The 22121-nt window shown below is 61.1% G+C and carries 8 protein-coding genes and 4 pseudogenes; 3 read left to right on the top strand and 9 right to left on the bottom strand.

From position 1 onward, the window contains the following. Positions 1–109 precede the first annotated feature (109 nt). Complete coding sequence (locus AABM54_RS13845) at positions 110–343, bottom strand: DUF3203 family protein (RefSeq protein ID WP_347900511.1); 234 nt, start codon at positions 341–343, stop codon at positions 110–112. 341 nt (positions 344–684) lie between these two features. Between AABM54_RS13845 and AABM54_RS13840 the strand changes: the two are divergent. The 3 genes and pseudogenes from AABM54_RS13840 to glgB all read left to right on the top strand — a co-directional run bounded on the left by AABM54_RS13840 (position 685) and on the right by glgB (position 8312). Beyond that, positions 685–2680 (top strand): annotated as a pseudogene (locus tag AABM54_RS13840) (alpha-1,4-glucan--maltose-1-phosphate maltosyltransferase). A 46-nt stretch (positions 2681–2726) separates the two neighbouring features. Then, positions 2727–6083 carry a maltose alpha-D-glucosyltransferase gene (gene treS / locus AABM54_RS13835; protein ID WP_347900509.1) on the top strand — a complete coding sequence of 1119 codons (3357 nt, stop codon included), beginning with the start codon at positions 2727–2729 and terminating at the stop codon, positions 6081–6083. Next, a pseudogene (gene glgB, locus AABM54_RS13830) lies at positions 6080–8312 on the top strand (1,4-alpha-glucan branching protein GlgB). The gene treS and the pseudogene glgB overlap by 4 nt, the downstream one beginning before the upstream one ends. A 182-nt stretch (positions 8313–8494) precedes the next feature. Here glgB and AABM54_RS13825 read toward each other — a convergent pair. The 8 genes and pseudogenes from AABM54_RS13825 to treZ form a co-directional block, all read right to left on the bottom strand. Further along, positions 8495–11266: an RHS repeat-associated core domain-containing protein gene (locus AABM54_RS13825; protein ID WP_347900508.1), complete on the bottom strand. Its 2772-nt coding sequence runs from the start codon at positions 11264–11266 to the stop codon at positions 8495–8497. Positions 11267–11421: 155 nt separating this feature from the next. After that, positions 11422–11713 (bottom strand): annotated as a pseudogene (locus AABM54_RS13820) (autotransporter outer membrane beta-barrel domain-containing protein); the annotation flags it as partial. 67 nt (positions 11714–11780) lie between these two features. Further along, entirely contained in the window at positions 11781–12539 is a 759-nt protein-coding gene (locus tag AABM54_RS13815; RefSeq protein WP_347900507.1) for a PIG-L family deacetylase, read from the bottom strand. A 322-nt stretch (positions 12540–12861) separates the two neighbouring features. Next, complete coding sequence (gene glgX / locus AABM54_RS13810; RefSeq protein WP_347900505.1) at positions 12862–15021, bottom strand: glycogen debranching protein GlgX; 2160 nt, start codon at positions 15019–15021, stop codon at positions 12862–12864. 119 nt (positions 15022–15140) lie between these two features. Further along, positions 15141–15443, bottom strand: coding sequence for a DUF2934 domain-containing protein (locus AABM54_RS13805; protein WP_347900503.1), 303 nt, complete (start codon positions 15441–15443; stop codon positions 15141–15143). Between the two features lie 21 nt (positions 15444–15464). Further along, a complete protein-coding gene (locus AABM54_RS13800; RefSeq protein ID WP_347900502.1) occupies positions 15465–18239 on the bottom strand; it encodes a malto-oligosyltrehalose synthase in 2775 nt (924 codons plus the stop codon). Further along, positions 18236–20318: pseudogene (gene malQ / locus AABM54_RS13795) on the bottom strand (4-alpha-glucanotransferase). Before malQ ends, AABM54_RS13800 begins: the two are co-directional and overlap by 4 nt. Continuing rightward, entirely contained in the window at positions 20315–22117 is a 1803-nt protein-coding gene (gene treZ, locus AABM54_RS13790) for a malto-oligosyltrehalose trehalohydrolase (protein ID WP_347900501.1), read from the bottom strand. The pseudogene malQ and the gene treZ overlap by 4 nt, the downstream one beginning before the upstream one ends. Positions 22118–22121 lie beyond the last annotated feature (4 nt).

Here is a 22121-nt window from a genome sequence, read left to right as displayed (position 1 = left end):
AGCGGATCAGATGGGCCGGTGCAGCCCCCCTGCGACAAGTTGCTGCACCCCGCAAACATGGCGGCCGCGCCTATATCAAGCGCTGGCCGGGTTCTATGATCTGCATCAGTCAAATCACCGAATCACTGTCAGTGACCTTCAGGTGCCTACGCCCGTCGATGGCACCTGCTACGGTTAATGCGTCGGCTTCTGCTTCGGTGATGTACACGCGCCGACCGTCCAGATCAACTGCCGACATGGATTTGGCCGAGTCGGTGATGATGGTCACGTCGGGGGCGAGGCGAATTTCTTCACCGTTCTCGGTGATGAAAAAACAGGTTTGGTGATCAATACGCACAGTCATGATGGTCTCCGGTTTCAGCAGGTTCTAAAGGTTTAGGGCGCGGCTGGTGGCTATCGTTCTGGGCAACTGATTAGTGGTCGCGGGCGGTGCCTGTGGTGTGACGATGACGGGCGGCCTGGCGCCCGGTGGTGTGCATGGACATGGCTCCTTTTGTGCTTGGCTTCCTTGGGTGGACTGTGGGCGGGTCGATTTGATTCCAGCGTTGATCCGGCACCCATCCCGCTGAACTTTTCACCACGCCCTGCGCTCGGAACTTAAGTGGCACGCTTCAGGGATGGGCGCGTGTCAGAGCGATTCAACCCTGCACCAGGGCGTCCGTGGGGCGTAAGGAGTGAAGCTCGATGACTGCGCAAAAACCGACTGAGCTTGAGTACAACCCGCAACTGCCGCTGTCCCAGGCACTGTTGCTGCCGCGCATCGTCATCGAGAACACGATGCCGGTGATAGAAGGAGGGCAGTTTGCGGTGAAAGCGGTGGTCGGGCAGGTCATCACGGTTACCAGCAAAGTGTTCGCTGATGGCCACGACACCTTGGCGGTGTGCATCCGCTGGCGCGACGACACGCAGGTTGTCTGGCACAGCGAGGCCATGACCGATCTGGGCAACAACGGCTGGCAAGGTCAGTTCCGCGTAGAGACCCTGGGGCGCTATGTGTTTTGCATCCAGGGCCTGGATCGATCCGTTCGCCAGTTTCTGTCATGAACTGGAAAAGAAACACCAGGCCGGCGTGCCTGTGAGCCTGGAGCTGCAAGAGGGTCGTACTCAAGTGCTGCAAGCGGCCGAACGCAGTGCGGGTTCACTCAGCGAACAATTGGCCGCCTTGCACCATGAATTGGCCGGTCTGCTCGAAACCGAGCAGGTGGCGCTGTTTCTGCACCCGTACAGTGCGCAATTGATGGCTGAGGTGGATCACCACGCGTACTTGAGCCTGAGCCCCGAATACCCGTTGGACGTTGAACGCGAACGGGCAGCGTTCGCCAGTTGGTATGAATTGTTTCCGCGTTCGATCACCGACGACCCCGCCCGCCACGGCACCTTCAACGATGTGCATGCGCGGTTGCCGATGATCCACGACATGGGCTTTGACGTGCTGTATTTTCCGCCGATCCACCCGATCGGGCTCAGCCATCGCAAAGGCCCCAACAACGCCCTGAAGGCGGGCCCCGACGACCCCGGCAGCCCTTATGCCATCGGCAGCCGCGAAGGCGGGCACGAGGCAATTCATTCGCAGTTGGGCAGCCGCGAAGACTTTCGCCGGTTGGTGGCGGCCGCCGCCGAGCATGGACTGGAAATCGCCCTGGATTTCGCCATTCAATGTTCCCAGGACCACCCGTGGCTTGCGCAGCATCCGGGCTGGTTCAACTGGCGGCCTGACGGCACGATCAAATACGCCGAAAACCCGCCGAAGAAATACCAGGACATCGTCAACGTCGACTTCTACACCACCGAAGCCATCCCCAGCCTTTGGCTGGCCCTGCGCGACATCGTGGTGGGGTGGGTCGAGGAGGGCGTGAAGATCTTTCGCGTCGACAACCCTCACACCAAACCCTTGCCATTCTGGCAGTGGCTGATCGGTGACGTGCGGGCGCTGTACCCCGAGGTGATTTTTCTGGCCGAGGCGTTTACCACGCCGGCAATGATGGCCCGCTTGGGCAAGGTCGGTTTCTCACAGAGCTACACCTATTTCACCTGGCGTAACACCAAGCAGGAACTCGCGAGCTACTTCAGTGAGCTGAACCAGTCACCGTGGCGCGAGTGCTTCCGGCCGAACTTCTTCGTCAACACCCCGGACATCAACCCGGCGTTCCTCCATGACTCAGGCCGGGCCGGGTTTCTGATCCGTGCGGCGCTGGCGACCATGGGGGCCGGGCTTTGGGGGATGTATTCGGGGTTTGAGTTGTGTGAAGCGGCGCCAGTGCCGGGCAAGGAAGAGTACCTCGACTCGGAGAAGTATCAGATCCGGCCGCGAGACTTCAACGCGCCGGGCAACATCATTGCCGAGATCGCCCAACTCAACCGGATCCGCCGCCAGAACCCGGCGTTGCACAGCCATTTGGGGTTGCAGGTCTACACCGTGTGGAACGACAACATCCTGTATTTCGGCAAACGCAACGCGGACGGCAGCAACTGTGTGCTGGTGGCGGTCAGCCTCGATCCATTCAACGCCCAAGAGGCTCATTTCGAGCTGCCGCTGTGGGAGATGGGCCTGCCCGACGACGCACAAACCCATGGCGAGGACCTGATGAACGGCCATCGCTGGACCTGGTACGGCAAGACCCAATGGATGCGCATCGAACCTTGGCATCAGCCATTCGGGATCTGGCGGATTACGGTTTAGCTGCACCCTCGCTCCCGCAGGTTCTCACCGTACTCAGGAGTTTCCAATGGCGAAGAAACCCAGGTCAGCCACCTTCATCAATGACCCGCTCTGGTACAAGGACGCGGTGATCTATCAGGTTCACGTCAAATCCTACTTCGACTCCAATAACGACGGGATTGGCGACTTTCCCGGCCTGATCGCCAAACTCGACTACATTGCCGAACTGGGCGTCAATACGATCTGGCTGCTGCCGTTCTACCCCTCGCCACGGCGTGACGATGGGTATGACATTGCCGAATACCGTGGCGTGAGCCCCGATTACGGCACGCTGGCTGATGCCAAGCGCTTTATCGCCGAGGCGCACGCGCGCGGTTTGCGGGTCATTACCGAGTTGGTCATCAACCACACCTCGGACCAGCACCCGTGGTTTCAGCGGGCGCGCAAGGCCAAGCCCGGCTCGGCGGCGCGGGACTTCTATGTGTGGTCCGATGACGATCAAAAGTACGCCGGCACCCGGATCATTTTTCTCGACACCGAAAAGTCCAACTGGACCTGGGACCCGGTGGCCGGCCAGTACTTCTGGCACCGTTTCTATTCGCACCAGCCGGACCTCAATTTCGATAACCCGCAGGTGATTAAAGCGGTGCTGTCGGTGATGCGCTACTGGCTGGACATGGGCATCGACGGCCTGCGCCTGGACGCCATTCCCTACCTGATCGAGCGCGACGGCACCCACAACGAGAACCTGCCGGAAACCCACCAGGTGCTCAAACAGATCCGTGCCGAGATCGACGCCAATTACCCGGATCGCATGCTGCTGGCCGAGGCCAATCAGTGGCCCGAAGACACCCGGCAGTATTTTGGCAGTACACAGCGCGGTGACACCCACGGTGACAGCGGCGACGAGTGCCACATGGCGTTTCACTTCCCGCTGATGCCGCGCATGTACATGGCACTGGCGCAGGAGGACCGTTTTCCGATCACCGACATTCTGCGCCAGACCCCGGAGATTCCGGCGAACTGCCAATGGGCGATTTTCCTGCGCAACCACGATGAACTGACTCTGGAAATGGTCACCGACAAGGAGCGTGATTACCTGTGGAATTACTACGCCGCCGACCGTCGGGCGCGGATCAACCTGGGCATTCGCCGGCGCCTGGCGCCGTTGATGGAGCGTGACCGTCGGCGTATCGAACTGCTGAACAGCCTGTTGCTGTCGATGCCGGGCACGCCGACCCTGTATTACGGCGATGAAATCGGCATGGGCGACAACATTTACCTGGGCGACCGCGATGGCGTACGCACGCCGATGCAGTGGTCGATCGACCGCAATGGCGGTTTCTCCCGCGCCGATCCCGCCAGCCTGGTGTTGCCGCCGATCATGGACCCGCAGTACGGCTACCTTTCAGTCAATGTGGAAACCCAGGCCAGCGATCCGCATTCGTTGCTCAACTGGACCCGGCGCATGCTGGCGGTCCGTAAGCAATCCCAGGCCTTCGGACGCGGTACGTTGAAGATGCTTTCGCCAAGCAATCGACGGATTCTGGCCTATACCCGTGAATACACCGATGGGCACGGCAAGCACGAAATCATCCTGTGTGTGGCTAATGTTTCGCGCAGTGCCCAAGCGGCTGAACTCGACCTGTCGGCCTTCGCCGGCATGGTCCCGGTGGAGATGCTCGGCGGCAATGCCTTTCCGCCGATTGGCCAGCTGAGTTTCCTGCTGACCCTGGCCCCGTACGGTTTCTATTGGTTTGTGCTGGCCGCCGAAAACCAGATGCCGAGCTGGCATGTGGAACCGGCGCAAAGCCTGCCGGACTTCACCACCCTGGTGCTGAAAAAGCGCATGGAAGAGCTGCTTGAAGCCCCATCGCGCACCATTCTGGAACAAAGCGTGTTGCCAGACTGGCTGCACAATCGACGGTGGTTCGCGAGCAAGGACTCCCGAATCGAAACCGTGCGCATCGCCTACGGTGTGCGTTTGGGGGACGCGCAGCATCCTGTGCTGTTCAGCGAAGTTGACGTCACCTGTGACGGTCAGGTCAGTCGCTATCAGTTGCCGTTTGGATTTTTGGCCGAGGATCAGGTCGGGGCCGCATTGGCGCAGCAGTTGGCGCTGGCGCGGGTACGGCGCGGGCGTCAGGTCGGCCTGGTGACGGATGCGTTCAGCCTCGACAGTTTCATTCGTTCGGTCTTGCAAGGCCTTCAGGCGCAAACGGTGTTGAGCAGCAGCGACGGCGACATCCGTTTTGAGGCGACACCGGGGTTGGCCGACCTGGGCCTGACGGGGGAGTCCGAGGTGCGCTATCTGTCGGCCGAGCAGTCCAACAGCTCAGTGGTGATCGGTGGCAGCCTGATCCTCAAACTGATCCGCAAAGTCGCCTCGGGTATCCACCCGGAGCTGGAGATGAGCGCTTTTCTGACTGCGGCAGGTTTCACCCATATTTCGCCATTGCTGGGTTCGGTGATGCGCCGCGATCTTCAGGGCGAAGACAACCTGTTGATGATTGCCCAAGGCTATTTGAGCAATCAGGGCGATGCCTGGGAGTGGACCCAGAACAACCTCGAGCGGGCGCTGCGCGACGAGTTGGCTGACGCGGTGTCCGAGCAGGAGCAGCATTACAACGCCTTGGGTGAACTGAAGGACTTTGCCGGGATGCTCGGTCAGCGTCTCGGGGAAATGCACCAATTGCTGGCGGCGCCCAGTGACGACCCGGCGTTCAGTTCGCGCATCGCCACACCCAAGGACCAGCAGGCGACGGCGAAGGCGGTGGGGGCGCAACTGGAGCGAGCCTTGCAGTTGCTCAAACACCATCAGGCCGGGTTGAGCCCGGAGGATCAGCGCCGGGTGACGCGGTTGCTGGAACAGAAAAAAACCATTCTCGCTCACCTCCAGGACCTGGCCGTCAAAACCGTCGGCGGGTTGCACATGCGCGTACACGGCGACCTGCACCTGGGCCAGGTACTGGTGATCAAGGGCGATGCCTACCTGATCGACTTCGAAGGCGAACCGGCGCGCTCATTGCATGAACGACGGGGCAAGCACAGTCCGTACAAGGACGTGAGCGGCGTATTGCGCTCCTTCGATTACGCCGCCGCGATGGCGCTGAATCTGCCCAGTGTCGACAGCTCGCCGCAGGCAAGGGCTGCACGCCAGCGCGTGACTGATCGGTACTTGCATGAGTCGCGTCGGGCGTTTGTCCGGGCGTATCGGCTGGCGACAGCTAGTCTTGCTCATGCATGGCAAGGCCCCGAGGGCGAAGACGCCGCGTTGGCGTTGTTCAGCCTGGAGAAGGCGGCTTATGAAGTGGCCTATGAAGCTGAAAATCGCCCCGCCTGGCTGCCGGTGCCATTGCACGGTTTGTATGGGTTGTTGAGTGGGCTCAAACCCTTTTCCGAGACAGGTGGAGAGCAGTCATGAGTTTCTCGAACAAGGAACAGGGGCATGTGAAACCGGCGCTGCTGCCTGCGGCGCAGGATATTGAAGCGTTGGTGCGTGCCGAACATCAGGACCCGTTTGCCATCCTCGGCCCCCATGCCGATGGGGCGGGCGGCCAGTTCATCCGCGCCTACCTGCCGGATGCGTTGAGCGTGCAGGTACTGGCCCACGACACCGGCGATGTGTTGGGCAGCCTTGATACCACCGCTGTGCCGGGGTTGTTTGTCGGGCACTTCGACCGGGCGCAAGGCTATCTGTTGCGCACGCAATGGGCGGGCGGCGAACAGACTGCCGAAGACCCTTACTCGTTTGGTCCGCTGCTGGGTGAAATGGACTTGTACCTGTTTGCCGAGGGCAATCACCGCGACCTCAGTGCGTGCCTCGGCGCGCAGTTGAGGACGATCGATGGGGTCGACGGCGTGCGTTTTGCGGTGTGGGCACCGAATGCCCGGCGTGTGTCGGTGGTCGGCGATTTCAATACCTGGGACGGTCGTCGTCATCCGATGCGCTTGCGTCATCCGTCCGGGGTCTGGGAGGTGTTCATTCCGCGCTTGCGGGCAGGCGAGGCGTACAAGTACGAGATACTCGGTGCTCACGGGATCCTGCCACTCAAGGCGGACCCGATGGCCCTGGCCACTCAGTTACCGCCGGATACGGCCTCGAAAGTCGCCGCACCGCTGACCGTCGACTGGCAGGACCACGAATGGATGCAGGCGCGCGGTGAACGCCAACAACCGACGGCACCGTTGTCGATCTATGAACTGCATGCCGGCTCCTGGCAATGCGAGGTGGATGATACGGGTGAGGTGGCGCGCCAGTACGCCTGGCATGAACTGGCGGAGCATTTGATTCCTTATGTGCAGAACCTGGGGTTCACCCACATCGAGTTGATGCCAGTCATGGAGCACCCGTTCGGCGGCTCGTGGGGTTATCAGCCACTGTCGCAATTCGCCCCGAGCGCCCGCTACGGTTCCCCCGATGATTTCGCCGCGTTCGTCAATGCCTGTCACCTGGCGGGTATCGGGGTGATTCTGGATTGGGTGCCGGCGCATTTCCCGACCGACACCCACGGCCCTGGCGCAGTTCGACGGCACCGCGCTTTATGAATATGGCAACCCGCTGGAAGGCTTTCATCAGGACTGGGACACGCTGATCTACAACCTGGGCCGCACCGAAGTCCACGGTTTCATGCTGGCGTCGGCGTTGCACTGGCTCAAGCATTTCCATGTCGATGGCCTGCGGGTCGACGCGGTGGCCTCGATGCTGTATCGCGACTATTCACGCAAGGCCGGCGAGTGGGTGCCCAATCGCCACGGTGGCCGGGAAAACCTCGAAGCCATCGACTTTGTCCGCCACCTCAACGATGTCGTGGACCTGGAGGCGCCCGGAGCACTGGTGATCGCTGAAGAGTCCACAGCCTGGCCGGGTGTCAGCCAGGGTACGCAACACGGTGGTTTGGGTTTTGATTACAAATGGAACATGGGCTGGATGCACGACTCGTTGCATTACATTCAGCAGGACCCGGTCTACCGCGCCCATCATCACAACGAACTGAGCTTTGGCCTGGTTTACGCCTGGTCCGAGCGCTTCATCCTGCCGATTTCCCACGACGAGGTGGTACACGGCAAGCATTCGCTGATCGACAAGATGCCCGGTGATCGCTGGCAGAAATTCGCGAACTTGCGTGCTTACCTGACTTTCATGTGGGCGCATCCGGGCAAAAAGCTGCTGTTCATGGGCTGTGAGTTCGGCCAGTGGCGCGAATGGAATCACGATCAGCAACTGGACTGGTACTTACTGCAATACCCGGAACACCGGGGCGTGCAAAAACTGGTGGGCGACCTCAATCGCCTGTACCGCGAAGAACCGGCGCTGCACGATCAGGACGACGTACCGCAGGGCTTTCAATGGCTGATCGGTGACGACGCGATCAACAGCGTCTACGCCTGGCTGCGCTGGAGCAAGGACGGCCGACCGCTGCTGGTGGTGGCCAACTTCACCCCGGTACCGCGTGAGGCCTATCGCGTGGGGGTGCCGTTTGCCGGGCGCTGGACCGAGGTGATCAACAGCGATGCCGACACCTACGCCGGTTCCAATTATGGCAACGGTGGCGGGGCGTTTACCGAGGAAGAAGGCAGCCACGGTCAGGCATTGTCGTTGCTGCTGAATTTGCCGCCGTTAGCGGTGTTGATGTTGCGGCCGCAGGGGTAGTGTATTTTTAGGGTGGTCTGACAGTTGCCCCCTCAAGAAGCAAGTGCGCTCTGCTACGAGGACGCAACGGGGGGGAATCTATTTTTTTTGGTTGGCTAGCCACTCAGCTAAAATACATTGAAGTTGGGAGTGGGTAACATAGCTAGTTCAATGGCGATCAAGGTTGAAGTCGATATTTTGATTTATACGGAAGCGTGTTTGTTTTGTGCGGCTCGGCTATTGCTGAGTGAGTAAATCATATGGGCCCAGGAGTCTGCATTAGTCATCGAAACGAATTCGCGAAAGCCTCTGTCTGTCTCGTATCTTTTTAGTGCTGAAGGCATGTCTTTTTCATTCGAGGCTTGAATGAAGTCTTCTCTGTCATCTTTTTTGATTTCACCGATGCGGTATTTGTTGTTCAGCCAGTTCGAAGCTATTAGTTGAGCGCCGTCTCCGGGAAGTGATTCTTTCGACAGCGAGTAAAAGTCTCGAGCGTCCAGCTCGGATATGTGTGCGTATTCGTGAATCAGCGCTACCCCAACGAATTCGTCGGGCTGGTTCAATATGCTATCGTTTATATATAGATTTTTTATATTTGTAGTGTTGTAAACAGTTATGGCTGAAGGGGAGGTGTCCTTTACGGCTGCGATTCTTTGAGAGTTGTGTCCGTACTGCTTGCTTGTTGCGTAGAGCATGTTAATCACGGCAAGTATCATTTCTGTCTCGAGACCTTCTCCCATGTAGTCACTGATAATTGCTTTGTATGTGTTGTTGCTTTCGTCGCGACTCATTTCTTCTATGGCTTCGATGGCGCTGGTTAAATAGTTCTTGGTGTTATCCATTCCGGTTTTTATTTTTTTGGCAAGGTCAGGGTTGTTTTTTGTTATTGCAGTCATGCCTCTGCCTGTTATGGGGAGATCTCGCTCTATCAGACGTCTTAATTTACGCGACTCTTTTGAAAGTTGTCCGTCGTCATCCAAAAAGCAAACAGGGTTGTTTCTCGTCATTCGATACAAGTTCATCCCATCCACATACCCCGCAGGATCCGGATTGATCCACCGCTGCAACCACGGCGCGTAATACCGGAATCCATAGTAGTAAAGCCCCGTCGCATCCCGTTCCTTGCCGGAATAGCGCACGGTTTTGTACTTGGCTTCGGTCGCGTTTCGGCCGGCCCACCACGCCGTGCCACCGAAGGGATAATAGCTTTCCTGGCTGATCAGGTTGGCCTGCTGGTCCAGTTCCAGGGTGCTGGAACCCAAGTGATCGTTGAGGCTGTAGCGCAATTGATCATTGGGGATGTCATCGGGTTGTCCGGCGACCCAATGCAATACCCGGACGCTGTTGCGTCCCGCTGTGGCGCTAATGACCTGCAGGATTTCACCGGTGCCACCGTGGGTGCGAATTTCCAGACCGGGCAGGTAACGCACTTCGCTGATGAGGGTACGAGCGTGGGTCTGACTGGTGCGAACCTTGCGCACGCGCTGGCCGCCGCCGTCATAGACATAACGTTCGTGATCGTCTTCGGCGTTGTCGCGAATCACCGGGCGCACTTGTTGTAGTTGATTGCGCAGGTCCCAGCTCAGGTGTTGCCCCGGTTGCAGTGCATGCAGGTTGCCATTGGCATCGAAACCAGCGGCCAGTTCGTCTTCGGTTGGCGGTCGGTCATCCTGGTTGGGCAGGCAGCGGTTGCTGTTGCGGGCGCGGGTCAAGGTGCGGCCATGGCGCTGTGCGCCGAGATGCTCGAGTTCCAACAGGTTGCCGGCCGGGTCGTAGTGGTAGGTCTGGGTGTAATTGGCAATCTGGTTGGGGGCGGCCGGCAAGGGTTGCAAGCCAGGCAAGGCTGGGCCGCCTAGGCCCGTGCTGGCCTCTCGTCCGGTGGCTTTGATCAACTGGTAGAGCGTGTTGTAGTGGTAAGTCGTGATCGGGGCGACCCGTTGGTTCTTGAAGTAGCGGATCGACTGTTCGGATTCTTCGATGCTCAGGACGTTACCGACCGGGTCGTAGCGGTACGCCAGGTCTTGCAGCGGCGAGCCATCGGTTTTGTGGGCGCTGAGCCTCGTCAGTCGGCCATCGGCAGGGTCGTAGCGGTGACGGGTGATCACGCCGTTGCCGGCGTTTTCCGACTCGACCTGGCCCAGGGCGTTGTAGTGGATGTTGCTGACCAACACCTGCTCGACCTGTCCGCTGCCCGCCAGTTTCAGCCGGGTGTTTTTCAACTCACCGGCGACGGTATGGGCGAAAGCTTGAAGGTTGCCCAGTGCGTCGGTTTGGCTCAGCGGTTCGTTGGTAGGTGCGCAGGTGTTCCAGGTCGTCGCGCCGTCGCCGGGTTCAAGCAGCGTATTGCGAGCGGGCACCTCGCTCGGCCAATCGGGCGGAGCGCTATCACGCAGAAAATGCCGGGTCTGTTTCAGTACCGCACCGCCCAGCCCCAGATCATGCAAGTGCAGCGTGCCCGCCGGATCGTCATGGCGAATCAACTGACCGCACAGGTTGTGGGCGGCGGAGTCCGCATCGGCGCCGGCATAGCTAAAACGCTCCAGTGTGTGCTCTGCAACGTCTTCTCCACGTTCATGCACGGCCACCGGGCGCAGCAGGGCATCGCATTCAGTCAGTGAATGGCTGCCACGACTGTCCCAGCGCTCCAGGGTTTGCCCAGCGGCACCTTGCAGCATAGTCTGCCAACCGGAATCCACGCTGTGGGTCGCCAACGGTAAGCTGGACAGGCTGAAAGTCTGGCTCAGGTTGGCGGGTACGGATTCATCGGCCTGGGCCATGGCAAACAACCGTGGATCACGGCTGGCCACTGGCCGACCAGCGCTGTCGTAACGTTGATGGGTGACGCGCGACTCCAGCGGCTCGTTGGCCTGCCGCCGATGGAACTGCACGGCCCTGACCGCCAGGCCACGCGGGTCCAAGACGGAAAGGGTCGGCGTTGCGGTATGAACCTGTGGTCCCAGAGAGGCGGTCGCCATGTGTCTTGTCCTTGACCCGCAGTGAGTGCCCACACAATGCAGGGCTTTCAGGGCTTTGGATACTGTAAGAACTAACAGGTAGGCGTCGATTTATCCTTGTGGCCCGAGGGCGTGGCTCCACTGGCAACAGCCGCAGGAGCCACGGTTGATTGCCTTCACCAACGCATCCGCACCCCAAGGCTGCCAATGATGCCGTTCAGGTCGTTGTCATCCACGTCACTGCTGTAGTCGGCGCTGACGTACAGGCTAACTCGCGCCACCAGGCCGAGCCCCAACTCCACCGTGGAGAATTTGCGACTGCTGCTGATTTTATCGACCTGATCCAGCGTCACCGCGTTGGCGCTGTAGCGCCGTGTGCCACAGGTTGGTGCGCACGTAGGGCTCGACGCCCAGGCCATTGACTTCGTAACTGCCTTTGAGGCGTGCCCCGACACGCCCGCTCATGGACGGTCCCGTTAATTCAGCGGGTACAAGCGTTTGTTTTTTGTGGATTCTCTAAGCGCTTGTTTGTGTATTACACAAACACAATCTCATACGGCAGGCGCATGCGCTCCAGGACGACCCGAGGCAAGGTCGGTGCGATACCGAGTTCCGGCTCGCCTTCCAACTGGCTGGCGTAGGCATGGGTGGCGTGGCGCTTGCGTGCGACGGTCCAAGTGTCCAGGCGCAGCTTGCGTGCCCGGTGCCAAGGGATCAGCCCTTGTTCACGCAATGGCCAGTGCCAGGCCCACAGCGGTACTTCGTGGAGGCTGGCACCGACCATGCTCGCCGCTTTGGCGGCGGCGCGCCCGACCGTGTCATGGTCAACGTTGCCGTCTTCGCTCCAGGTACTGAAGACCACGTCACCGGGGCGCAAGTAGCGGGCGATGAATTGGGTCAACTGATGTTCATGTTCAGCCAGGGCGTTATCGGTGAAACCGCCGCGAATCCATTTCAGGCTGTGCATCGGCACGCCGAGGCGGCGCAGGGCTTCGACACTTTCCTGGGGGCGAAACACGCTCAGGCGTTGCTCCGACCAAAAGTGCGAGCCCGGATGGCTGGCACTGCCGTCGGTGATCGAGATCAGTTGCAGGGGATGGCCAAGTGTCGACAGCACTTGCAGCAGGCCGCCACAGGTGACGACTTCGTCGCCCGGATGAGGCGCAATGACGACGGCGCGGGCATCAGCGGGGATCAGCGTACCGATGTTGACGAAAGGGATTTCGTCCAGCTGTCGGGCGTTGTTCCATATCTGCGTGGGCAGACTGGCTTCGGCGAGGGAAACGGATTTCATGAGTACCACATCCTTGTTCTGACATGCCGTCGATCATGCGTGAGAGCCCTGAAAGCCTCCTGATACAGATCCCATGACGGCCAATTGATATCACTTTGCAGCGCTCCTGTCCTGGATTGCTGCGGGCAGAGTATTGCCCATACATCGCGATCCGTCGCGGCCACATTGACGTTTTTTACGAAAAAACCGGATCAGGTATCAGAAAAAACACCGTATCAGATAGAAATGCGCGGACTCGACAGGGGCTGGGCGGTTTCTGTCTTGACGTTGACGCAAGCGTCAAGAACGGCCGTTTTGACCGATTCGTTCATCGGCGTCCCTCTCAGTCGTCATCCTCATGCTGCAATTCGAACAGCAGCAACGAGCGCCCGGTCACGAAGTATTCGTGATTGAAATCGAAGCGTTCCTGGCCGCGAATCGACGGCTGATGAGTATCGATCATGCAGGTCCAGAAGCCGCCGTCGGGGACTTCCGGCAGGCGGAAACTGACGATGTCGTGATGGGCGTTGACCACCAGCAGCAAGGTGGCGTCCGCGCCTTTGCGACGGATGCCGGTTTCCTGCGCCCGGCCATCGAGCAACATGCCCAGGCAGCGCCCGTGGCCGTCCTGCCATTGTTCGGTGGACATCTCCTCACCGCCAGGCGCCAGCCAGGTCACGTCCTTGACGCCGATGTCTTCGTTGTAGTTGCCCACCAGGAACCGTCCGCGCCGCAGGATCGGGTAGTTCAGGCGCAGCTTGATCAGGCGTTTGACGAACTTGAGCAAGGCCTTGCCGTCATCACTCACGTCCCAATTGACCCAACCGGTTTCGCTGTCCTGGCAGTAGGCGTTGTTGTTGCCGTGCTGGGTCCGGGCGAACTCGTCTCCGGCCACCAGCATGGGCGTGCCTTGGGCCAGGAGCAGGGTGGCGAAGAAATTGCGCATCTGGCGCTGGCGCAGTTCGTTGATCTGCGGGTCGTCGGTGGGGCCTTCCACCCCGTGGTTCCACGACAGGTTGTTGTTGCTGCCATCTTGATTGTCTTCGTCGTTGGCTTCGTTGTGTTTGTCGTTGTAGGAGACCAGATCGTTGAGGGTAAAGCCGTCGTGGGCGGTGATGAAGTTCATCGACGAGTACGGGCGGCGACCGCGCTGGTTGAACATCTCGCCGGAGGCCGTCATGCGCCCGGCGAAGTCGGCGAGTTGGCCGTCGTCACCTTTCCAGAATGCGCGCACGGTGTCGCGGAAACGGTCGTTCCATTCGACCCAGCCGGGTGGGAAACCACCGACCTGATAACCGCCCGGGCCGCAATCCCAGGGCTCGGCGATCATTTTTACCTGCCGCAAGACCGGGTCCTGGCGGCAGGCCACGAGGAAGCTGTGGCGCTCGTCAAAACCATCGTGGTAACGCCCCAGAATGGTGGCGAGGTCGAAGCGGAATCCGTCGACGTGCATTTCTGTGGCCCAGTAGCGCAACGAGTCGGTGACCATTTGCAGCACGCACGGGTGGCTCAGGTCCAGGGTGTTGCCGGTCCCGGAATCATTGATGTAGAAGCGTTTGTCGTCCGGCATCAGCCGATAGTAAGTGGCGTTGTCGATCCCGCGCATCGACAGCGTCGGGCCTTGCTCGTTGCCTTCGGCGGTGTGGTTGTAGACCACGTCAAGGATCACCTCCAGGTTGGCTTCGTGCAGGTGCGCGACCATCTCCTTGAACTCGGCGATCTTGCCGCTGGCCAGGTAACGCGGGTCCGGTGCAAAGAACGCGATGCTGTTGTAGCCCCAGTAATTGGTCATGCCCTTGTGCAGCAAATGCTGGTCATTGACGAAGGCATGAATGGGCAGCAATTGGACCGACGACACGCCGAGTTTGCGGATGTGTTCCAGCACGTCATCGACCATCAACCCGGCGAACGTCCCGCGCACGTTTTCCGGCACGCTGGGGTGAAGCATGCTGATGCCGCGCACATGGGTCTCATAGATGATCGTCCGGTCCCATGGCACGCTGACGCGATGGTCGTGCCCCCAGGTGTGTGCGGGGTCGATGACCTTGCACTTGGGCACGAAGGGCGCGCTGTCGCGTTCATCGAAGCTGAGGTCGGCATCGGCATGGCCGATGGTGTAGCCGAACAGCGCTTCGGACCATTTCAACTGGCCGACCAACTGTTTGGCATACGGGTCGATGAGCAATTTGTGGTGGTTGAAACGGTGGCCGTTCTGCGGGTCATACGGGCCGTACACCCGGTAGCCGTAGATCAGCCCCGGATGGGCGTCCGGCAGGTAGCCATGAAAAATTTCGTCGGTGTACTCCGGCAGCTCGATGCGCTCCAGTTCCACTTCGCCGGTGTCGTCGAACAGGCACAGTTCAACCTTGGTGGCGTGGGCGGAAAACAACGCGAAATTGACCCCCAGGCCATCCCAGGTTGCACCGAGCGGGAAGGGCAAACCTTCACGGATTCGCGAGGCTTCGGCCTGAGGCTCTGGTGCGGCTTTACTGGGCGTGGTCATAGAGGCTCCTGCGGCGAGAGTGGGCAATGACACGGTGCTGAGCGGCTTTTTGAGGGCGAAAGAGCCTTGTGTGGCAAGCGCTTGCCACGGCTCATCTCAGGTCGGATCGGTGTGTGTCGTCAGCGGGCCGGTGGTTTGCGCGGTGCGCGGGGTTTTTTCGGTTCGGCGCTTTTCTCACCGGGTTTTGCAACGACTGACGTAACGGCCGCAGCCTTGGTTCGGGCTTTGGTCTTTGGCTCGGCGGTTTTACGGGGGGCGGCTTTGCCTGTGCCGGTTGTTGACGGTTTGCTGGGGGCCAGGGCTTCGGCTTCTGCCAGTTTGTGGGCCATCTCCCAATGGCGGGCCTCCTGGCCTTCGGGTTTGCCTTCGGATTCCCAGATTTGGTAAGCAAATTCACGAACGCGTTTTTCGTCGGTACTCATCGGCATGCTCCTGAACGGAACTCAAGTGTGGATAAAGAGATTGACCGGGAACTCCCCCAGCGCAGCGCCAATCAGCAACGTCTTGTGGTGTGTGACTGCACTGCTTGAAAAAAGTCCCTTCAGCTTTTCCCCGGAAGGGGCGAACGGTAGGGTCACTCGTGTATCGCTCCAGTGCAGGGCATTTACCTGGGGTGTGGCACTGCTTTCCAGCAGCCCGGCGACCCGAATCGGCACGATCACGATTGCCCGTAGCTCACGGTATTCGCGGGCGAAGGCCAGTACCCGATGGGCCTGGCTGCCGAGTACTTCCAAGGGCCGATAACCACCATGACGAAACAGCGCCGCGTGCGTGGCACGAACCTTCAGAACCTGCGCAATCAGCGCCTGTTTGAGGTGCCCGTCACGCCAGCTCGTCAGTAATCGGGGCACGTCCACCGGTGAGGCCAGCGCCGCTCGCCGTGCGCTGAAGTCCACTGGCCGGCGATTGTCCGGATCCACCAGGCTGAAATCCCAGAATTCCGTGCCCTGATACACGTCCGGCACCCCCGGCACAGTCATTCGCAGCAAGGTTTGCGCCAGGCTGTTCAAGGCACCGCACGCGGCGATTGCCTGCACGGCCTGATGCACGGCGGTGCGCAGCGGCAGACCTTCAGTGCGCAGCAGCAGGCGTTCGATAAAAACCTCGGTGGCGTGCTCGTAAGCATCGTTAGGCGCGCTCCAACTGCTGGCCAGTTTGGCTTCGCGCAGGGCCTTTTGTTGCCATTGCCAGATCCGTCGGGCGTAGGCTTCAAGGCCTTTTTCATCATCCGTGCGCAATTCCGGCGGCCAGCTGCCGAGCAGGCCTTGATAGAGAATCAGCTCATCCCCGGCCGAGGGAAGCTGCGGATCAACCCGCAAACCCGAAGACAGGTGACGCCAGTGTTCGACCTGTTCGGCGTACCAGGCACTGCGTTCGCTGAGCACCGCCAGCCGCGCACGCGTGTCTTCGCCACGTTTGTGGTCATGGGTGGCCGTGGCCAGCAGGTTGTCCGGATACGTTGCGAGGCGTTGCGCACAGGCGTGATGAAAGTCTGCCAGTGGCGCGCTGAACTGCTCGGTGTTGAAGCCCACGTCATTGCGCGACAACAGCGCCGCCGAGCGATAGAACGCGGTGTCTTCCACGGCTTTGGCCGCCGCGGGCGAGGTCAGTTGCTGAAAGCGCACGCAGGCATGTTTGAGCCGTTTGCGTGCAGGCCCCGGTGGCTGCTTGCGCCAAGGCTGACCGCCGAGCCACTGCGCCAGGTAATCGAGCACCGGCCAATCGGCCTCGCTCAGGGTTGCACGGGCGCCATGCATGGCCTGCTGGAAAACAGCGTCGTCGTCGGGCGAGCGGCCGCACGGGCCGATGTAGGTGCGGTACACCGGGAAATGCACCACCAGTTCCTGCAACGCCCGGCGAATCGCGCCCAGGGTCAGGTCGCGACTCATCAGGTCATCGCGGGCGACGTGCAGCAGCGCCTGGGCAACACTCTCAAAGTCGCCGGCCAGGGAGCCGTTGAGGATTTGCTGGCGGGCCAATCGCGCTTCTTCGCCGAACGCGGCGGGGCGTTCACTGAGTTGGCTCCAGAGCCTGCCCAGCGTTTGTGCGCCCTGCGGGTCGTGCTGCAACAGCGACACCTGGTTCATGAATTCATAGCCGGTGGTGCCATCGACCTGCCAGTCGCGGCGCAGGGTTTCGCCCTCGCCGAGGATCTTCTCGAGGTAGATCGGCAGGTGCCGCGAAGGCGACAACGCGTCAACCCGGCGCCTGAGTTTGCGGCAGTAGCCCCGAGGGTCGGCCAGGCCATCGATGTGGTCGATGCGCAGCCCGTCGACCAGTCCGTCGCTGATCAACTGGAAAATTTTCGCGTGAGTCGCCTCGAACACCGTTGGCCGCTCGACCCGCAAGCCAGCCAGTTCGTTGACATCGAAGAACCGTCGCCAGTTGATGTCGTCGGCGGCGGTGCGCCAACTGGCCAGCCGATAGCTCTGGCGCTCCAGCAGGTTGTGCAGCCGGCTGAAACCTTCGGGCTGACGCGAATCGTAAAGCGCCAGTTGCCGGGCGATGGCCTGAGCAACTGGCGGGGCGCTCGCCAGCGTCGACAGTTGCTGCTTCAACGGAGCAGCCAGTGCATGGGCGCCAGTCTGGTAGCTCAGGGTGGCGAAGTGTTCGGCCAGGGACTTGAGTGACTCGGCGTGCGGGGCACTCAGTGCATCGGTGGGCTTGAGCAGGTCGGCGTAATCGGCAGGGCAGATCGGGAAACGATGCGCGTAGTGCTCGACATAAAACGCGCCTTGCCCAGGATCGAAACGCAGGGTCAAGGTACCTTGCTGCAACGCCGCACCGTAATCGCTGCCCAGAAACGGCAGCAGCAATTGGCCTTCGAGCAACGGGTCGGCGGAGTGCCATTGAATGTCGAAGCATTCGCCAAAGGGACTCAGGCGTCCCCATTCCAGCAAGTCCAGCCACCAGGGGTTGTCGCTGCCGCCGACCGCCATGTGGTTGGAGACAATGTCCAGAATCAATCCCATGCCCTGCGCGCGCAGCGTAGCGACCAGCCGGCGCAGGGCGGCTTCCCCGCCCAGTTCGGGGTTGACCGTGCTCGGGTCGACCACGTCATAACCGTGCATCGACCCGGCGCGGGCACTCAGTAACGGCGAGGCATAGAGGTGGCTGATGCCCAGTTCGGCAAAGTATGGCACCCAGGGAATGGCGTCGTCGAGGGTGAAACCTTTGTGAAATTGCAGGCGTACGGTGGCCCGCAACGTGTCGCTCATTGGTCACGCTCGGCCGCTTGAAGTCTGGCGCAGGCGAGCATTTCCAGGCGCCGTGCCGCGTCGGGCTCATCCAGCAGTGTTTCGCTGTGGGCGGGCAAGCGGCGGCGCCAGTTGGGGTGGCTGTCGAGAGTGCCCGGCAGGTTGGCCTGCTCGTCCAGGCCCAATGCATCTTCGATTGGCAGCAGCACCAAAGGTGCACGGGTGTGGCCAAGGAACCTGACGCTGGCGTCAAGCACCTCATCGGTTTCATGACGTTCTTCGCGAAAATTCTGCGGGTCTTCGCTCAGGGCACGACGCAGGCCCTCGCGCTCACGTTGCCGGTGTTCGCGCCATTGCTGCTCGCCGTGGCTATCGGTCAGGCCGAGGCGGGCATTCCAGTCGATATCACGGCCATGCCACCAGCCATTGAGCGTGGGCAAGTCGTGGGTGCTGGTGGTGGCCAGCGCGTTGTCCGGCCAGTCGAGGATCGGCTTGAAACGCACGTTGTGGTCCTGCTCGAACAGCAACACGCGCATGCCGAGGATCGAGCGGGCACTGAGCTTTTCCCGCAGGCCCTCGGGCACGGTGCCCAGGTCTTCACCGAGGACGATGGCCTGATGCCGATGGGATTCGAGGGTCAGTAACCGCAGCAAGTCGTCCACCGGGTAATACAGGTACGCGCCGTCGCTCGGGGGGGCACCATTGGGGATTACCCACAAGCGTTGCAGGCCCATGACGTGGTCAATGCGCAGCCCCCCGGCATGGGCGAAATTGGCCCGCAGCATTTCAATGAAAGCCCGAAAACCGTTACGCACCAGTCCTTCGGGGGAAAACGCGGAAATCCCCCAGCCCTGACCCGCACGGTTGAGGATGTCCGGTGGCGCACCGACGGTCAGCGATGCAAGCAATTCGTCCTGTCGGCTCCAGGCCTGGCTGCCGCCGCCATCGGCGCCTACCGCGAGGTCCGCGATCAGGCCGATGCCCATGCCGCTGCTGCGCGCAGCTGTTTGCGCGCGCTCCAGGCAGCGGGTGATCAGCCACTGGCAAAAGGCATGGAAACCGATGCGCCCGGCATTTTGCTCGGCGAACTCTGCCAGGGCGCTGCTGCGCGGGTCACGCCAGTGTGCCGGCCATTGGCGCCAATCCAGGCTCACGCCCTGGGCCGCGCAGGTTTCCTGCAAGGCTTCGAAGCGGCAATGGTTTTCCAACGCCTCGCCACCGGCATGGCGAAAACTGCTGAAGTCTTCATGCAATGGGTGCTCGCCCTGACAAAAGCCTTCATACAAGGCTTGCAGAAGGCGTTGCCGGGCCTTGGCGGCAGCGGGCCAATCAATCAGCGGCAGTTGCTCCAGGGCTTTCAGCGGTTCAGCCAGGCCGGTGGCGTCAATCGCTGCGCGCAGCGCCCGTTCACCGAGAATCGCTCCGGGCGAGGCGTACAGGCTGTTGAGGAACAAGCGGCTGGAAGGTGAGTACGGACTGTAGTGATGAGTGTCATTGGCAAACATCGCGTGCAACGGGCTGATGGCCAAGGCATCGGCACCGCGCTCGCCGGCAACCCGCACGAGGTTTTCCAGGGCCAGAGTGTCGCCAAAGCCGCCGTCACCGGGACGGCGCAGGGAATACACCTGCACGCTCAAGCCCCACGCCCTGGGTGTGGGGCTGTCGACCGCGTGGGCCACGCTGTGGCAATGGGCCGGCGCCACGGCGAGGGTGAACTGGAGCCCATCGATGCTGACGTGCTGATAACCCACCGGGATCAGCCCCGGCAACACGGCGTGGGCGTCGAGTTTGAGGCTGAGGACGGCACCGTCTTCAAGATGAATCTCGCAGGGTGTTTCAGCTGAAAAGTAACGGGCCAGGTCCAGGCCCCACGCCGACATCGACGGTCATCAACGGCGGCAGGTGGCTGCGTTGTTGGTTTTCTTGCAGTTGCAACAGGCTGGCGTCGATCTCCTGAGCGGTGCCCGCCGGGTGACCGAGACCGTTCAGGACAGCCCGCAATACCGATGCAGCGACTTTCTGCGGGCGACCATTGGCATCGATCCAGTCAACGGCCAGGCCTGCTTGGCTGGCGAGAATTTCCAGTTGGGCATCGCTCATCGGCGCTCTCCAGAGGTGAGGTGCAAGGGCGCGACCGGCGTGAGGCTGACGAGCGCGCAATAAGGGGCGAGGGTGCCTGTTTGCAACAGCGTGCCGGTTTGCGGTGGGTATTCGAAGAGCAACGGGGCGGCGGCCGCAGCGTAAGTAACCGGTTGGGAACTGAGGTTGAGGTCGATGCGCAACACGCTGCCATCGCCCAAGCGCCAACGGGCACTGAGCGCGCCCTCGGCCAGTACGTCGGCGCTCAATGCCTGGGCGCCCGGCAGGTGCGGCATGATGTGCCGATGGCGGATTTCCAGCAGGTGCTGGTGCAGCTCATAGGTGGCGCGCTGCGCCGATTCATCGGCGGCGGTCAGTTTCGGTTGTGAGGCGTGGAAGGTTTGGAGAGCATTGGGATCGGGGATTCGCAGGCGCTGTTGCTCATCGGCGAATGCGTTGAAGGCCGCGAATTCGTTGCGTCGTCCTTCGCGGACCTGATCGGCGAGTTCGCCGTGGTGGCTGGTAAAGAACAGGAAGGGTTGCTCGGCCGCCAACTCATCACCCATGAACATCAAAGGAATCATCGGTGACAGCAACAGCAGGACCGTTGCGGCGTGCAAGGCCTGGGGCGGTGTCAGCCGGTTGAGGCGCTCACCGAAGGCGCGGTTGCCGATCTGATCGTGGTTTTGCAAGAACAGCACAAAAGCACTCGGCGGCAAGTGTGCGCTAGGCTCTCCCCGTGGCCGGCCATGGCGGTTGGGCTCTCCCTGATAGATAAAGCCCTGGCTCAGGCAGCGGGCGAGTTTTTGCGTCGGCTGCTCGGCAAAGTCGCTGTAGTAGGCGTCGGTTTCACCGGTCAGCAGCACGTGCAAAGCGTTATGGCCATCGTCGTTCCACTGCGCGTCGAAGCCTTGCTCTAACAGGCGGGCCTGGTTGTGCTCGTTTTCCAGAGTGAGCCACACATGCCGGGCCGGATCGACCTGTTGCCGCACTTGCTGGCCAAGCTCTTGAAGAAAGTCCGGATCGTCGATGGCATGCACCGCGTCCAGCCGCAGGCCGTCGAAGCGGTATTCGAGCAGCCACATCAGTGCGTTATCAATGAAGAAGTCCCGCACCTCGCGGCGACGGAAGTCGATGGCGGCGCCCCACGGTGTGTGTTTGTCTTCGTGAAAGAAACGACTGGCGTAGTGAGGCAGGTAGTTGCCGTCCGGGCCGAAGTGGTTGTAGACCACATCCAGAATCACCGCCAGGCCCTGACCATGCGCCGCGTCGATCAGGTGTTTGAGTTGCTCGGGCGTGCCATAGGAGGCTTGAGGGGCATAGGGCAGCACGCCGTCATAGCCCCAATTGCGTTCGCCGGGGAACTGCGCCAGCGGCATCAACTCGATGGCCGTGATCCCCAGTTCGGCCAGCCGTGGCAAGTGTTGTTCCACCGCGCTGAACCCACCGAGCGCGCCCACATGCAGTTCGTAGATCACCGCTTCGTGCCAGGGGCGGCCTTGCCAGTTGCGGTGCTGCCAGCGATAGGCCAGAGGGTCGACCACCACGCTGGGTGACCCCAGGTCAGTGGCCTGGGCACGGGATGCCGGGTCGGGAACGTCCTGTTCGCCGTCGATGTTGTAGCGGTAGCGTGTCCCGGCCGGGCAGCGGACTTCGAGCACGAACCAGCCCTCGGCCTGGGGCAGTAACGGCAATGAGCGGCCGTCATCGAGTTCTACGCTGACGTAGAACGCGTCCGGCGCCCACAGCGCAAAACGCGTGTGCTCGGCATCCCGCATGACGGCGCCGTGAGGCCAGGTGTCCAGCGTCCGTAATGGCATCCGG

This window comes from Pseudomonas purpurea, assembly GCF_039908635.1.
GTDB classification, from domain to species: domain Bacteria; phylum Pseudomonadota; class Gammaproteobacteria; order Pseudomonadales; family Pseudomonadaceae; genus Aquipseudomonas; species Aquipseudomonas purpurea.
The sequence above is the reverse complement of the archived record's forward strand: the minus strand, read 5'-3'. Positions and strand labels throughout refer to the sequence as shown.

What these genes read in the sequence shown, in the direction of transcription:
- AABM54_RS13815 (WP_347900507.1), bottom strand. Translation starts at nt 12,539, where the DNA reads ATGAAATCCGTTTCCCTCGCCGAAGCCAGTCTGCCCACGCAGATATGG.
- glgX (WP_347900505.1), bottom strand. Translation starts at nt 15,021, where the DNA reads ATGACCACGCCCAGTAAAGCCGCACCAGAGCCTCAGGCCGAAGCCTCG.
- AABM54_RS13805 (WP_347900503.1), bottom strand. Translation starts at nt 15,443, where the DNA reads ATGAGTACCGACGAAAAACGCGTTCGTGAATTTGCTTACCAAATCTGG.
- treS (WP_347900509.1), top strand. Translation starts at nt 2,727, where the DNA reads ATGGCGAAGAAACCCAGGTCAGCCACCTTCATCAATGACCCGCTCTGG.
- AABM54_RS13845 (WP_347900511.1), bottom strand. Translation starts at nt 343, where the DNA reads ATGACTGTGCGTATTGATCACCAAACCTGTTTTTTCATCACCGAGAAC.
- AABM54_RS13800 (WP_347900502.1), bottom strand. Translation starts at nt 18,239, where the DNA reads ATGAGCGACACGTTGCGGGCCACCGTACGCCTGCAATTTCACAAAGGT.
- treZ (WP_347900501.1), bottom strand. Translation starts at nt 22,117, where the DNA reads ATGCCATTACGGACGCTGGACACCTGGCCTCACGGCGCCGTCATGCGG.
- AABM54_RS13825 (WP_347900508.1), bottom strand. Translation starts at nt 11,266, where the DNA reads ATGGCGACCGCCTCTCTGGGACCACAGGTTCATACCGCAACGCCGACC.